Here is a 14,868-nt window from a genome sequence, read left to right as displayed (position 1 = left end):
TATGCGGCATTCGGGAGGGATACCCCAAATATAGGGAAAGGGCGCCGACCCTTCGGCCGGCGCCCTCATTGTTCACAGCGGTTGATGCGGCGGTACCGGACGCGAGCGCGACGCCCGTTCGGTCGCGTGATGGCCGCCCAGGTTGCCGCCGGTGGGTGTCGGCTGCGCGGGCCGCTCGTTGCTCGCGTGCGCGATGCCCCGGGCCGGCTTGGCGCCCGGCATGTTGGCCGGCGAGGGCTTGATCTCCTTGGTCGGCGTCGAGCCGATGCCCGCCGTGGCCGACTCCTCGCAGAAGCGCTTGAAGCCCTTGAGGTCGGCCTTGAGCCGGCGGTTGAGGACCTCGACCGCGTGCTCCTCGGCCGGCATCAGCTCGCGCGCGTCGATCTGCAGTTCGGCGATGACCCGGGTCATGTCCCCGGCCATGGGCTCCAGTCGCAGCGCCTCGATGACCTGCGGGCCGTCCATCGCCTCCCAGCACAGGAACTCGTCAGTGCGGCTCTCGGTGATCCGGGCGTCGAACTCGGCCCGCGTGCCGCCGATGTCGAGCACCATGTGGGCGGTGGACGCGTCGATCGGCGCCATGCTCATCACGCCCGACATGAACTGCGGATAGTTCTCGAAGTGGGTGAGCTGCTCGTAGGCCACTGCCACCGGTACGGCCACCTCGATCGAATCTCTGGCGGTGCTCATGGTGGTCCCCCTCGCCCTTGGAGCTTCCTTGATTGCCCACACCGTACGGCCGATTCACCCGGTTTGCGGGTGATTTGCGGGAATGCCGAAGGCCCCCGCCGGCGTCGGCGAGGGCCCTCGTTATCGCTGTTTCTTCGTGGGTCAGACGTTCAGGGTCCAGCCGGTGAGCGTGCCGGCGTCGCCCGCGAAGACGTCCTTGGCCAGCAGCGTCCAGGTGCCGTTGCGGACCTCGGTGGACAGGTCGACCGTGTAGGTCGCGGTGCCGAACGCCACGTCGTCGCCGGAGATGGCGCTCTTGAGGTGGTACGAGGTGCCGTCCGGGGCCACCAGGTCGAGGCGCAGGTCGCCGCGGTCGGCGTGCTTGATCGAAACCTTGACGGTGGCGGTCTTCGAGCCGGTGCCGGCGCAGTTGGCCACGGTGACCTTGCCGGCCGCGGTACCCGGGTCCGGGATGGCGACGGCGGTGGTGCTGACGGCCGCGGTGCAGGCGGCCGGGGTGCCCGGGTTGGCCGGGGTGGTGACAGGCGTCGTCGGCGGGGCCGGGTCGGTGACAGGCGTGGCCGGAGCGGCGTTGTTGAACGACGTGGTGTTCAGCAGCTTGTTCGGCGAGCCGTTGCCCGCGCTCTTCACGACACCGTTGGTGGCCGCGGCGACGAGCGCGTCACGGACCTGCGCCGGCGTGGCGGTCGGGTGACCGGCCAGGTACAGCGCGGCCGCACCGGTGACCTCCGGCGTCGCCATCGAGGTGCCGCTCATCTTCTGGGTGCCGGTGTTGCTGGCGTTGGAGCTGGACGTGATGTTCACGCCCGGGGCGAAGATGTCCAGGCAGCTGCCGTAGTTGGAGAAGCTCGCGCGGGTGTCGGTGGCGTCGGTGGCGCCGACGGTGATCGCCTCCGGCAGGCGGGCCGGGGACTTGGTGCAGGCCGCGGCGGAGTCGTTGCCGCCGGCGACCGCGTAGGTCACGCCGGACGCGATCGACTTCTTGACCGCGTTGTCCATCGTCGCGCCCGCGGCCCCGCCGAGGCTCATGTTGGCGACGGCCGGCTTGACGGCGTTCTTGGTCACCCAGTCGACGCCGGCGATGATCTGCGAGTACGAGCCGCCGCCGGAGCAGTCCAGCACGCGCACCGCGACCATCTTGACGTCCTTGGCGACGCCGTAGGTCTTGCCGCCGACGGTGCCGGCGACGTGGGTGCCGTGACCCTGGCAGTCGGTGGCGTCCGCGTCGTTGTCGACGAAGTCGTAGCCGGACTTGACCCGGCCCGCGTACTCCGAGTGCGTCATGCGCACCCCGGTGTCGATGATGTAGGCGGTGACGTTGCTCGCGGGGCCGTACGTGTAGCTCTTGTCCAGCGGCAGCGCCGCCTGGTCGATGCGGTCCAGGCCCCAGGTCGGAGAGGTCTCGGTCGACTCGATCTGCACGCGGCGGTCCTGCTCGACGTACGAGACGGCCGGGTCGGCGGCCAGGCGGCGAGCGGCGTCGGCGCTCATGTGCCCGGAGAAACCGCGCACCGCACTGTCGAACCGGTCCTCGATCTTCCCGCCGACCTTGCCGGCGAGGGCGTCCGAGGTCGTCGTGCTGCCGTCCTTCATGACCACGATGTACTGGTCCTTGAGCGCACCCGGGGCGTCGACGTTCTGGATGGTGCCCTGGGCCGGGGCGGCGAATGCGGCAGCGCCGAACGAGAACGCGGTTGCGGCCGTGGCGGCGGTGCCGAGGACGATTCCGGTAATGGCGCGGCGGGCGATGTTCTTCGTCATTATGTCTGCTTCCTGTCAGGTAGCCGGCATATGTCGCGTCATGAGACGTGCCGTGATTTCTCTCTGCTTCATTTCCTTGCGTTTTCCTTGCTGAAATAAGATTGCCGGGCCCCGGTGGTTGCTCCGGGGCCCGCAACGTTGCAGGCCGGTTGTCCCGCTGCTTTTTCGCGCTCACGGCCGTGAGTTGCGATCGGTTGCCAAGTGGTTCGGCGTCTTTACACGGTCGCGGACATGGCGAAGGCCGCCAGGACTGGGTCCTGACGGCCTTCGCTCACCGGGGGGAGCCGGGTGTTACAGCTTCACGTCGAACCGCGGGTCCGCGGCGATCTTCTGGAAGCCGGCGAGGGCCTCCGGGGTGTCGTCCATGCGGATGTCGTGGCCGCTCTGGTCCTTGGCGGTCTCGAAGTACACGAAGCCCTTGATCTGCGGCATCTTCGCCAGCTGCGGGAGCACGGTGGCGTACACGGCGGCCTTGTTCTTGCCCTGCACGACCTTCGACGAGTCGTAGACGCCCCACTCGGCGACCATGATCGGCTTGCTCGGGTGCTTGGTGGAGGCCCAGGTGTAGAAGCCCGGGAACTTCGGGTCGTTGGTGCGGTTCATCAGGTAGTTGAAGTCGCCGTAGTGGAACGCGCCGGGCTCGGCGTTGTTGTAGGTGTCCACGCCGACCCAGTCCACGACGTCGTCACCCGGGTAGAGGTCGCCCCACCAGGCCGTGTTGTTCCACTTCTCGTAGTTCATGTACGCGACGGTGAACACGGCGTTGGTGACGCCGTCGGCCTTCAGGCGCAGCGCGGTGTGGCGGAACATGGCGGCGAAGTCCTTGGCCGTCTGGCCCGAGCCGGCGGCCGGGTTGACGTCGTTCTCCGGCTCGTGGTGCAGCACCAGGAAGAACGGCTTGGTGGCGAAGTTCGCCTTGAGGTACGCGGCGGCCTTGTCGATGCGGGCGTCCTGCGCGCCGGCGGCGACCTTGGCCCACGTGGTGCCGTAGCCGACCTTCCAGTTCAGCATCAGGGTGCGCGGGTGCGCCGGGTCGTTGGTCATGGCGATCTCGTCCTTGGTCGGCCAGACCTCGTCGCCCTTGTGGTACGTGTGGTAGATCGACGACGTGCGGCCGCTCTTGGCCTCGAACGTCTTCAGGGCCTCGTCGCGCGGGACGTCGGAGAAGCCGCCGGCCGCCGCGCCCCACAGCACGCCGCAGGACGGGACGAGCTTGGCGTCCACCTTGCACTCGGCCGGGGTGACCGGCGCCGCCGGCGTGGTGGCGGCAGGCGTGGTGGGCTTGGTGGCCGGCGTCGTCGGGGTGGTCACCGGCTTGGTGGGCTTGACGTCCTCGATCGGCTTGACCACGACTGGGCGGCCGACGGTGACGTCCAGGGCCGGCTGGCCCGCGGCGGCCTCGGCCGACTTGAAGCGGGCCGGGGTGTTCGAGACCGACGAGGTGACGGCGAACGTGTAGGTGCCGGCGCCCTTGACGACCGAGCTGACGTCGAACGTCACCGCGTTCGCGGTGGCGGCCGGCTTCGCGACGGCCACCGACGCGCCGAGCTTCGGCGCGTTCTTGCCGGTGAGGGCCTTCTCGGTCCACGCGTTGTCGGCGACCCGGCTCAGCGTGACCGAGGCCGGCAGGTTCTTGGTGTCGCGGGTGAGCGTCACCTTGGCGCTCTTCACCGTGGTGCCGGTGCCGAGCGGGCCGACCGTGAACTTCAGGAACCCGACCATCGTGTCCCCGGCCTGACGACCGGCGGTGATGGTGGGGGCGAGGCCGAAGTTGTACGTCGGGCGGGCACTGGAGCTGTAGCTGTCCTCCGCGGCGCCCGAGCGCACGACGTCGGTCGTCTCCGCAGCGGCGGCAACACCGCTGTGGATCGTGGTGCCGGCTCCGGCACCGATGGCGAGCGCGGCGATCGGCAAGAATTTACGGGCGTGACGGCGGATCATCTATTCAAAGTCCTTCCGTGGCTGGCGAAATCCTGTGGAGCGGTGTTGCATCCGGCGTTGTCATCCGGACCTCCACAAGATTCGGCAGTCGGGGTTACACCCCCGGTTCGCCGGAAGTTGCCGTTCGGGTGTCCGCCTCTCGGCCCGTCGGGCGCACTGCTTTTCCTCCTCCCGTCCGGAGGCCAGGTGTCGAAACGTTGCCGGCCGGGTATGTGAGCCACCCAGGTGATGCATCAGACGAACGGACAGAAGGTGGCAACCGACCCGCGACTCAACGCAACGCTTCTGAACTAGGCGCGCAAATGCGGCGAACGTAATGTTGGTCGGGTAAGCCGCAAGTAACGAAAACTTCGCAAAACGGATTTTTGCCCGCCCGTTGCGACTCGAGGAGACTGAGATGACCCCGATGCTGATCTCGCGCCCGGCCGTTGAGTCCGTCCCCGAGCTCGTGGGGGAGCGCTGCGACAGCTGCGGCGCCGCCGCGAAGGCCGTCGTGACCTTCGGCGACGCCGGCGACCTGGCGTTCTGCGGGCACCACGCGAAGAAGTTCGCCGACCGGATCTCGGCCACGGCCGACAAGGTGATCGTGGAGCAGGGCTTCGACTGGCGTTGAGCCTGGTCTGATCTGCTCAGCCTGACGGCGGGGGTGCTTCGGCGCCCCCGCCGTCTTGTGCTGTCCGCCCGTGCTGCTTGCTGTGTTCAACCGCTCGTTGCGTGCCGATATGTCGGGCGCTGCGCGCCGCGACATATCGGATTTATCGCCTGTCCGGTCATATGTTTGACATGCCGATTTGTGGGAGCTCAGTGTGTCGGTTTTGCGGCTTACGGCGGCTCTGGCCGAACAGCGCAGCGATGCGGCGCTGCCAGGCGACCAGGATGCGCGGCGGACGGTCGTGGCCGTGATGGTGGCTCCGCGCCGGTTGGTTGTGCACGCGCTGGTTGTGTGCGTGCCGGCTGTGCGCGCGCCTGTCGTCCGTGTGGTGGTCGTTGGTGCCGGGGCTCTTCGTGTGGGGGTTCGTGTGCGGGCGGTTCTCGCGGTGTTCGGGGACGCCGGGAACCTGGTGGGTCAGGCGGTGCAGCAGGCTGTCGTCGGACATGTTGCGGCTCCTCTCAGCTCGACGTACGGTGTACGTCATCTACGTTAGGCGTACGGTGTACGTCTCGTCAATGGCGCGGCTCGTGAGCCTGGAGTGCGCACTTGAGCGTGTTGTCGGTTAAGTCGGAAATATCGGACATTTGCTCGATACCATGCCGGTGTGCAGCGCAAGCCGAGTCCGCTTCCTCGGCGGTCCGGGTCGGCGGGCCGCGAGACGGGGCTGCTCGCGGCCGTCCTGGTCGCCGCAGCGGCATTTCTGGCGGCTGTACCCGCCCTGCTCCAACAGTTCTCGTCACTCCTCGCGGGACTCGTCGGGCTCACCGCCGCGCTGGTGGCCGTCGCGCTGGTCCTTGCGCGGTCGCGGCGGCTGGCCTCCTCGCTCGCGCAGTCCTCGGCGCAGCGGCGCGGGCTCGAGCGGGCGCTGCGCGAGCGGGCCACCCGCGACCCGGTCACGAAGCTGGCCAACCGGGCGATGCTGACCGCCGTGCTCGACGGGCCCGGGCGGGGCGAGCTGACCGTGATCCTGCTGGACCTCGACGGGTTCGCCGAGGTCAACGCCGAGCTCGGGCACGTCGCCGGCGACGAGCTGCTGGCCGAAGTAGCCCGGCGGCTGCGCGGCGCCCTGCCCACGGCCGACCTGCTGGCGCGGCACGGCGACGACGAGTTCGCGGCCGTGTGGCGCGGCGCGGCTCCGGCCGGGGCGGCCGAGCGGGTGCTGGACCGGCTGCGCCCGGCGTATAGCGTCGGCGAGCGCACCGTCCACCTCACCGGCAGCGCCGGCGTCGTGGTCGCCGACGGGCAGCGCAGCTCGGCCGAGGTGCTGCGGGATGCCGGGCTGGCACTCCAGGCGGCCAAGGGCGGCGGCAAGGACCGGATCGTCCGCTTCGAGGCGGGTCTGCGCACGGCCGCGGACCGGCAGCGGGAGCTGGCCACCGGGCTGCGGCGGGCGCTGCACGAGGGCGAGCTGGACGTGCACTACCAACCGGTCGTACGCCTGGCCGACGGCCGGATCACCGCCGTCGAGGCGCTGCTGCGCTGGTTCCCGCCCGGGGCCGACGCGATTGCGCCGGGCGTGTTCATCCCCGTCGCCGAGGCGACCGGCTTCATCGTGCCGCTCGGCTGGTGGGTGCTGGAGCGGGCGTGCGCGCAGGCGCGGCCGTGGTACGAGCGGGACGGGATAAGCCTGACCGTCAACGTCGCCGCCCATCAGCTGCGCGAGGCCGACTTCGTGGAGCGGGTCCGCGCGGCGCTGGCCGCGGCCGGGCTGCCGGCGACCGCGCTCGTGCTAGAGGTCACCGAGAGCACGCTCGTCGCCGACGCCGAGTCCACCGCGCGGCTCGACACGCTCCGCGCGGACGGGGTGCGGGTGGCGATCGACGACTTCGGCACCGGGTACTCCTCCCTGGCCTACCTCGTCCACCTCCCCGTCGACGTGCTGAAGATCGACCGCACGTTCCTGGCGACCGCCGTCGACACCACACTCATGCGGGCGATCCTGCAGCTGGCCGGGGGGTTGTCACTGCAGACGGTCGCGGAGGGCGTCGAGACCGAGGAGCAGGCGACGACGCTGCGGGCGCTCGGGTGCGAGCACGCGCAGGGCTTCCTGTTCTCCCGCCCCGTGCCCCCGGCCGACCTCGACGCGCTGCTCCGCTCGGGCCGCCTGGAGCTCGGGGCGGCGCGGATCCACTGAGCCTGGGCCGCGCGGTCGGGGGCGGTGGGTGGCGGGTGCGGTCAGGCCGCCTCGAGCTCGGAGCGGCGCGGGCGCGGGAGTGGGGCCGGCCACTCCTCAGTAGGGCCCGGCCTTGCACCCTCGGCGATGCTCAGGGGCGGTGCGGCGCCCGCGGCGACGACGCGGTCGCGGCCGGCGTGCTTGGCGGTGTAGAGGGCGCGATCGGCCAGCGGGATCAGCTCGGAGGGGTCGGTGGTGTCGGCGGGGAGCAGGGCGGTACCGGCGGAGATTGTCACGAAACGCAGGATGCCGTCGCCCAGGTCGAGGGCCGCGGCGCCGACGGCCTGGCGCAGGTGCTCGGCCAGGTCGGCCGCGCGGGTGGCGTCAGCGCCCGGGACGAGCAGGGCGAACTCCTCGCCGCCGTAGCGGCAGACGGTCACGCCCGGGCCGGCGGTGTCGCGCAGGCGGTCGGCGACGACGCGCAGGACGCGGTCGCCCGCCGGGTGGCCGAAGGCGTCGTTGACGCGCTTGAACCGGTCGATGTCCAGCAGGATCACCGCGACCGGGCGGCCCGGGCGCAGGGCCTGGAGGCGCTCCTGGAACGCGCGTCGCGTGCACAGGCCGGTGAGGGTGTCGGCGGTCGCGATGCGGTGCTGCTCGGCGACGAGGAGGGTCATCCGGCCCAGGATCAGCAGGAAGATCAGTGCGCTCGCGGCCGCGAGGAGGGGAATGTCGCGCAGCTGGCCGCGGTGGTACTGGACAAGCAGTACCACCGGAGCCGACAGCGACACCACCGCCAGGGCGACCGGGCGGGTCAGGGCCGGCACTTTGATCTTTCGGACGGACAGCTGCAATGCCGCTCCGGCCAGCACCAACGCCAGGACGGCGGGCGCGACGAAGCCCGCCCACGCGATCACGGCGGCCGCGGCCGCCATGATCGTGGCGTCGAGCAGCGCGGGGAAGTGACGCCGCTCACGGAACGTATGCACATCACTATTCTCCGTCATGAGGTCAAGGTGATGCCACCCTTCCTGCACCCCAGGAGATAACGCCGTGCTCCGGTGGAGGCGTGGACTGGTTGCAGGCGAAGGGAGCAAGTCATGACGCCGCAACTGCTCGAACATGTTCGCGCCGAGGCACTGTTCGTGTCCTACCTGCAGTCCTCGGACCACCTGGACCCGCACAGCATCCGCGAGGCGGTCATGCTCAGCGTCCGCCGGCACGGGCCGCGCGGATGCGCCGCGCTCGTCGCGCAGGAGTTCGGTGAACACCCCGACACCGCCGTCGGCCGGATGGGCTGGGTGCTCGACTGCATCCGCCGCGCCTACGACCGGGCTCTGGTCTGAAAAATGTCGTACCCCTGGACGAGAATCCAGGGCATGCAGTTCGAGCAGCTGGCGAGTGTTTCCCAGGCGGTCGCGGCCACCTCCGCGCGCAACGCCAAGATCGACCTCCTGGCCGCGGCCCTGCGCGACCTGGCCGCGTCCGGGGACGAGCGCACGGTGGCCGCCGGAGCCGGCTATCTGGCCGGTGAGCTGCGCCAGCGCCAGACCGGAGTCGGCTACGCCAGCCTGCGCGACCTCCCGCCGCCCGCCCCTGCGGCAACCCTCACCGTGGCCGCCGTCGACCTCGCCTTCGAGCGGATGGCCGGGCTTTCCGGCAAAGGCTCCCAGGCCGCCCGCCGCGCCGAGGTCGACGCCCTCTTCGGCGCGGCCACCGAGCCCGAGCGGCGCTTGCTTGTCGGCCTGCTCAGCGGCGAGCTGCGCCAGGGCGCCCAGGCCGGCCTGCTCGCCGACGCCGTGGCCCGCGCCGCCGAGCTGCCCGCCACCGCCGTGCGCCGCGCACTGCTGCTCGCCGGCGATCTCAAGGCGGTCGCCGCCGACGCGCTGTTACACGGAGCCGAGGCCCTCACGGCCTATCAGCTGACCGTGGGGCGCCCGCTGGCCCCCATGCTCGCCTCCAGCGCGCCCGACGCCACCGAGGCCCTCGCGGCCACCGGGACGCCGGCCGCCGCCGACATCAAGATCGATGGCGTCCGCATTCAAGTGCACAAAAGCCCAGAAGCCATTTGGGTGTACTCCCGGAGCCTGGACGACATCACCGCCCGCCTGCCCGGGGTCGTCGCGGCCGTCGCCGGGCTCGAGGCGTCGACGATCGTGCTTGACGGCGAGGCCGTCGGCGTGGACCCGGAGACCGGCCGGGCCCTGCCGTTCCAGGAGACGTCCAGCCGGGCGGCCCGGCGGGACGGGGTGTCGGTGCTCCAGCCGTACTTCTTCGACGTCCTGCACCTCGACGGCGAGGACCTGCTCGACCGGCCGGCCGGGGAGCGGTGGGCGGCCCTGGAGCGCGTTGTGCCGCAGGAGCAGCGGGTCGGCCGCACCATGATCGAGACGCCCGAGCAGGCCGAGGCCGCGTTCGCCGGCGCCGTCGCGGCCGGGCACGAGGGGCTGGTCATCAAGTCCGCCGCCGCGCCCTACGACGTGGGTCGCCGCGGCGCGGCCTGGGTCAAGGTCAAGCCGAGGCACACGCTCGACCTGGTCGTCCTGGCCGTGGAGTGGGGCCACGGCCGGCGCAAGGGCTGGCTGTCCAACCTCCACCTGGGCGCCCGCGACCCGGAGCGCGGCGGGTTCGTGATGCTCGGCAAGACGTTCAAGGGCATGACCGACGAGATGCTGCGCTGGCAGACCGAGAGGCTGCGGGCGCTGGCCGTGGAGGAGTCGGACTGGGTCGTCAAGGTGCGGCCGGAGCTGGTCGTGGAGATCGCGTTCGACGGGGTGCAGACCTCACCGCGCTATCCGGGCGGCGTGGCGCTGCGCTTCGCCCGCGTCCTGCGCTACCGCGAGGACAAGCGGCCCGACGAGGCCGACACGATCGACGCCGTGCGGGCGATCCACCGGGGATCACCGTGAACGCCGGCTCAGCGGGGCGTGTCGTGGAGCTGCTCGGCCGCCTCGGCGCGGGTGTCGTCGTCCTCGGCGTGAGCGTCGTCGTCCTCGTCGTCCAGCAGATTGTCCGGGCGTGGGCCGCGGGCCTCGCGGCGGGCCAGGTAGCCGAATCCGTAGATCGTCATGGCGGCGAAGAGCCACCACTGCAGGACGTACCCGGCGTTCTGCAGGGCGTTCTGCTTCTCGGCCGGGACCGCGACGAGGCCTGGCGCCGGCTGGTCCGCACTCACGTATGCGTCGAATATCGCGTAGGGCAGGCCGGGCGCGATCTCGGTCGGGGTGATGCGGCGGATCTCGGCGTGGCCGGCGACCTGCTGCGGGCGGCCGCCCCGGCTCTCCGCCGGCACCAGGCGGCCGGAGACGGTCACGCTGCCGTCCGGAGCCGCGGGGACGTCGGGCGTGGTCAGGGCACCCGCGGCGGCGGGCCGGACCCAGCCGCGGTCGACGAGCACCGCGGTGCCGTCGGGCAGCACCAGCGGGGTCAGCACCTCGAAGCCGACGGCGCCCTCGACGGTGCGGCCGCGGACCAGGATCTCGTGCGCCGGGTCGAAGCGGCCGGTCACCGTCACCCGGGTCCACTCCGAGTGCTCCGCGGGCGCCGGGCCGACGGTGCCCGCGGCCCCGCTCGGCGCGCCGACCACCGACGTCAGCGGCACCGGAGTGGCCGCCGTGCCCGCGCTGATCCGGGCGTTGATCTCCGCCCGCTGGTGATAGCGGTCGAGCTGCCACAGGCCGAGCAGCACCATGACCGTCGCCGCGGCCAGGGTCAGCGCGGCGTAGCCGAGCCACCTGGGAGTCGCGAGAAACCGGTACACAATCAAGCACGGTAGCCCGTCCTTTTCCGGACGGTCACGGTGGCGCCCGTTCGGTATCGTCCGGGACACACGTATGCCCGAGCGCCGGAGGAGCTGGCATGAGCGGTACGGAGCGAAGCGGAGTGGCCGCTCATCGGGAAGCACAGGGTGGAGCTCGGGCCGGCGCCGGAGCTTGCGGAGGTGACGGCATGAGCGGTACGGAGCGCAGCGGAGTGGCCGCTCATCGGGAAGCACAGGGTGGAGCTCGGGCCGGCGCCGGAGCTTGCGGAGGTGTCGGCATGAGCGGTACGGAGCGCAGCGGAGTGGCCGCTCATGAGCGTTGCAGGGTGGAGCTCAGGCCGGCGCCGGAGCTTGTGGAGGGGTTGGTATGAGCACGATCCCGCGGCTGGTGATCAGCGCCCCCTCGTCCGGCCATGGGAAGACGGCGATTTCGGTGGGGCTGCTCGCCGCGCTGTCCGCCCGCGGCTATCGGGCGGCCGGGTTCAAGATCGGGCCGGATCACGTCGACGCCGCCTATCTCGGGCTCGCGGCCGGGCGCCCCGGGCGCAACCTCGACCCGCGCATGGTCGGCGCGAAGCGGATGGGGCCGCTGTTCGCCCACGGCGCCGCGTCGCTGGACATCGCCGTGGTCGAGGGCACGATGGGCCTCTTCGACGGGCTGGCCGGGCGCACCGACAGCGAGTCGACGGCGCAGATCTCCGGGCTGCTGCGCGCGCCGGTGATCCTCGTGGTCGACGTCGGAGCCATGGGCCAGTCGGTCGCGGCGCTGGTGCACGGGTTCCGGGCCTACGACGAACTGCTCTGGCTCGGCGGCGTCATCCTCAACCGGGTCGCCTCCACCCGGCACGAGCAGCTGCTCCGCGAGGCGTTGGACGACATCGGGGTACCGGTGCTGGGTGCTCTGCGCCGCCACGCCCTCACCGACGCCGGCGAGGCCGGGGCGCCGCTGCCCTCCCGGCACCACGGGGTCGCTCCGGTGGTGCACCACAACATCGACGCCGTGCGGGCCGTGCGCCGCCTCGGCGAGGTGATCGCCGGCGCCGTCGACATCGACCGCACCATGGCGCTGGCCCGCTCCGCGCCCCGCCTGACCTCCGACCCGTGGAACGCCGAGACCGAGGTCACCGCGGCCGCCGAGTCCGGCCCGGCCGTGCCCCGCATCGGCCGCCGCCCGATCATCGGCGTCGCCTTCGCCTATCCGGAGACCGCCGAGCTGCTGACCGCGGCCGGCGCCGAGGTCGTCCCGTTCGACCCGTTGCGCGACGAGGTACTCCCAGCCGGCGTCGACGGCCTGGTCATCGGGTCCGCGCTGCCGGAGTCCTACGCGGAGGAGCTCACGTTCAACGGCCGGCTCCGCACCGCCGTGGCCGCCCATGCCGCGGCCGGGAAGCCGATCGCCGCCGAAGGTACCGGCCTCGTCTGGCTCTGCCGCGACTTCAACGGCCGCCCGATGTGCGGCGTGGTCGACGCCTCGGCCCGCGACACCGATCTGGTCGTCCTCGGATACCGGGAGGCCACCGCCCGCTCCTCCTCCGTCCTGCTCCCGGCCGGCGCCCAGCTCATCGGGCACAAGATGCACCGATCGAGCATCACGCCACGGGCCGGCCTGCAGGCCGCCTGGACCTGGGCCGGCGGCCCGGCCGAGGGCTTCGTGCAGCGCGGCGTCCACGCCTCCTACCTCGGCCTGCACTGGGCCGGCACCCCGTCGATCGCCACCCGCTTCGTGGCCGCCGCGGGCGCGATCGCCGCGCCGACGCCGGGGCCGTGGAGCACGCCGTCGACGAGCCCGTACGGCCGGCCATCGGTCCCCGTCATGAACTTCCCCACCGCACCGGTGCCATCCACGCCGATCGCCGCGTCCCCGGTCACCGCGGTGCCGGCCGCTTCTCCGGTCACCGCTGTCCCGGCCTCGGCTCCCGCTTCGGCTCCCGTCTCAGCGGCCGCTCCTCCTCCGGCGTCGGCTCCCGCTTCGGGGTCGGCTCCTGTCTCGGCGGGGACCGGGCCCGACAGGGCGTTGAGCTACGCGGCCGACTACACGACTCCGGAGCCGCCGGCGCCGAAGCTGCCGGTGGCCATCCCCGGCTCGATCCTGGCCAGCCCCGCGGGGCCCGGCTCGATCGCGGCCGGGGCGCTCTCGGCCGGCCCGCCCGCTCCGGCAACCGGGTCGTATCCGGTGGTGAGCTCGTCGCTGGCCAGCCCGCCGCAGCCCGGCCCGCCGCAGCCCAGGTCCGAGGTGCCCGCCTCCGCGCCGACGTCGCCGGGGGCCTCGTCGCCGTTCGGTCCGGCGCTGGGTCCGGCACTGCCGACGCCGTGGACCTCGTTGCACAACCCGGCTTCGGCCGCGTCCACCTCCGTCTCGGCTCCGGCTCCGGTTTCGTCTCCGGCCCCGGCCCTGCCTCCGGCGGCGGTCTCCGTTTCCGGCTCGCCGGTCTCGGCCCCAGCGTCGGTCTCGGCTCCGGCGGCGGTCTCGGTTTCCGGCTCGCCGTTCACTGCCCGGGCGGCGGCCTCGGTTTCCGGCTCGCCGGTCTCGGACGGCGCGGCTGCTGGAGCTGCTTCGCCGGGCGTGGTCTCCGGAGCCGTTGACCAGCCGGAAGGCGCCTCCGCGACTCGTTCGGGTGCTGATGGCGCCGGGGATGTTTCGGACAGTTCGGATCGGCCGAGTAGCCCTGGCGTGTCAGTTGATGAAGCGACCTCGGTGCTCGCGGTGCCGGGCGCCGGTGCTGCGGCCGGTGGGTCGGGTGAGGCGGGCGAGGCGAGCGTTGGGGTGCCTTCCGGGCCGAACGCACCCGCGGCGGCGCCCGGGCTGCCATCGTCGGGGATTGTGCCGGTCCAGTTCTCCGCTCAGGACGCTGCTTCGCCTGTGGACTCCTCGTCGTCGGCCGGGCGGGCGCCGGCGTCCGTGACCGGGCCGATAACCGCGTTCGGGCCGGGGTCCGCGTCGTCGGCCTCCGCGCCGGTGTCGTCGGCCTCGGCGCAGGTGTCGCCGGCCTCCGCCCCGGTGTCGTCAGCCTCGGTGCCGCTGTCGTCGGCGCCGGTGTCGTCGGCCTCCGTGCCAGTGTCGTCGGCCTCCGTGCCGGTGCCGTCCGCGTCGGCGCCGGTGTCCGGGGCGGCCGGGGTTGCGGGGCATGTCAGTGGTGAGGTGGCGGGGCAGGTCGGCGGGGGAGCGGGGGGTGGCGGGACGGCGACGTCGGCCGCGATGCCTATCTCGTCGGCGCCGATGCCGGAGTTCGGTGCCGCCGTGCCGCCTGTTACGGCGCCCGTGTCGGCGACGTCGGCCGCGATGCCTATCTCGTCGGCGCCGATGCCGGAGTTCGGTGCCGCCGTGCCGCCTGTGACCGCGCCCGTGTCGGCGGCGCCGGGTGGTGTGACGGCCATGCCGGCGGCGGAGTCGGAGCTCGTGCCCGCGGCCGAGGAGGTGGCGGGGCCGTATGCGTCACCGTCGCACGCCGGGACCGAGATCGCCGAGCAGGCGCCCGTGTCGGCGCCGCCGGTTTCGGCACCGCCTAGCACGGGGATGGCCGGGGCCGGGCGTTCTGTCGGAACGGCGTCGATTCCCGCGGTCCCCGTGTCGGGTCCGGTTGCCACGCCGTCGGGTTCGGTAGTGTCCGGCTCCGTGGCTTCCTCTCCTGTTTCGGGCGGTTCGTCCGGTTCGAGTGCCGGCGTCTCGGCGCCGCCTGCGGACGACGCGACGACAGTGCTCCCGGCGACCGTGCTCCCGGCGGAGGGCGCCAGCGGCGACCTTCCGGCGAACGTGCGTCCGGCGGCCGTGCTCGCCGCGGATAGCGACAGCGGCGACCTTTCGGCGAACGTGCGTCCGGCGACCGTGATTTCGACGGAGGGCGACAGGAGCGATCGTCAGGCGACTGTGCTTCCGGTGGATGGCGACGGGCGCGATCGTCCGGTGGCCGGCGACGGCCGTGATGACGGGAAGGCCGGAGCCTAGTGTCGACG

The 14,868-nt window shown here is 72.2% G+C and carries 11 protein-coding genes; 5 read left to right on the top strand and 6 right to left on the bottom strand.

Annotated features, from left to right (window positions below):
- Positions 1 to 72: 72 nt before the first annotated feature.
- The 3 genes from Dvina_RS46815 to Dvina_RS46805 form a co-directional block, all read right to left on the bottom strand.
- Positions 73 to 690 carry an SRPBCC family protein gene (locus Dvina_RS46815; protein WP_223098013.1) on the bottom strand — a complete coding sequence of 206 codons (618 nt, stop codon included), beginning with the start codon at positions 688 to 690 and terminating at the stop codon, positions 73 to 75.
- Positions 691 to 831: 141 nt separating this feature from the next.
- Positions 832 to 2,451: a S8 family serine peptidase gene (locus tag Dvina_RS46810; protein ID WP_223098010.1), complete on the bottom strand. Its 1,620-nt coding sequence runs from the start codon at positions 2,449 to 2,451 to the stop codon at positions 832 to 834.
- Between the two features lie 291 nt (positions 2,452 to 2,742).
- Positions 2,743 to 4,365: a CBM96 family carbohydrate-binding protein gene (locus tag Dvina_RS46805; protein ID WP_246655776.1), complete on the bottom strand. Its 1,623-nt coding sequence runs from the start codon at positions 4,363 to 4,365 to the stop codon at positions 2,743 to 2,745.
- A 424-nt stretch (positions 4,366 to 4,789) separates the two neighbouring features.
- Between Dvina_RS46805 and Dvina_RS46800 the strand changes: the two genes are divergently transcribed.
- The gene (locus tag Dvina_RS46800; RefSeq protein ID WP_223098004.1) at positions 4,790 to 5,005 is read left to right on the top strand and encodes a DUF7455 domain-containing protein; all 216 of its coding nucleotides are present in this window, start codon (positions 4,790 to 4,792) and stop codon (positions 5,003 to 5,005) included.
- 157 nt (positions 5,006 to 5,162) lie between these two features.
- On the opposite strand, the gene Dvina_RS46795 is transcribed toward Dvina_RS46800, so the two are convergent.
- Positions 5,163 to 5,489: a hypothetical protein gene (locus Dvina_RS46795; protein WP_223098001.1), complete on the bottom strand. Its 327-nt coding sequence runs from the start codon at positions 5,487 to 5,489 to the stop codon at positions 5,163 to 5,165.
- A 159-nt stretch (positions 5,490 to 5,648) separates the two neighbouring features.
- Here Dvina_RS46795 and Dvina_RS46790 point away from each other — a divergent pair, with 159 nt between their 5' ends.
- Entirely contained in the window at positions 5,649 to 7,178 is a 1,530-nt protein-coding gene (locus tag Dvina_RS46790; protein ID WP_223097998.1) for a putative bifunctional diguanylate cyclase/phosphodiesterase, read from the top strand.
- Between the two features lie 41 nt (positions 7,179 to 7,219).
- On the opposite strand, the gene Dvina_RS46785 is transcribed toward Dvina_RS46790, so the two are convergent.
- Complete coding sequence (locus Dvina_RS46785) at positions 7,220 to 8,164, bottom strand: GGDEF domain-containing protein (protein WP_223097995.1); 945 nt, start codon at positions 8,162 to 8,164, stop codon at positions 7,220 to 7,222.
- Between the two features lie 93 nt (positions 8,165 to 8,257).
- Between Dvina_RS46785 and Dvina_RS46780 the strand changes: the two genes are divergently transcribed.
- Entirely contained in the window at positions 8,258 to 8,503 is a 246-nt protein-coding gene (locus Dvina_RS46780) for a hypothetical protein (protein WP_223097992.1), read from the top strand.
- Positions 8,504 to 8,536: 33 nt separating this feature from the next.
- Positions 8,537 to 10,066 carry an ATP-dependent DNA ligase gene (locus Dvina_RS46775; protein WP_223097989.1) on the top strand — a complete coding sequence of 510 codons (1,530 nt, stop codon included), beginning with the start codon at positions 8,537 to 8,539 and terminating at the stop codon, positions 10,064 to 10,066.
- Between the two features lie 8 nt (positions 10,067 to 10,074).
- Here the strand turns inward: Dvina_RS46775 and Dvina_RS46770 are convergent, their stop codons facing one another.
- A complete protein-coding gene (locus tag Dvina_RS46770) occupies positions 10,075 to 10,917 on the bottom strand; it encodes an SURF1 family cytochrome oxidase biogenesis protein (protein ID WP_223097986.1) in 843 nt (280 codons plus the stop codon).
- A gap of 367 nt (positions 10,918 to 11,284) precedes the next feature.
- Between Dvina_RS46770 and Dvina_RS55570 the strand changes: the two genes are divergently transcribed.
- On the top strand, positions 11,285 to 14,860 hold the full coding sequence (locus Dvina_RS55570) for a cobyrinic acid a,c-diamide synthase CobB (RefSeq protein WP_343217082.1): 3,576 nt from the start codon (positions 11,285 to 11,287) through the stop codon (positions 14,858 to 14,860).
- The last annotated feature ends 8 nt before the right edge of the window (positions 14,861 to 14,868 follow it).

Source organism: Dactylosporangium vinaceum, assembly GCF_019904175.1.
Classification (GTDB): domain Bacteria; phylum Actinomycetota; class Actinomycetes; order Mycobacteriales; family Micromonosporaceae; genus Dactylosporangium; species Dactylosporangium vinaceum.
This window is presented reverse-complemented; position numbering and strand designations above follow the sequence as displayed.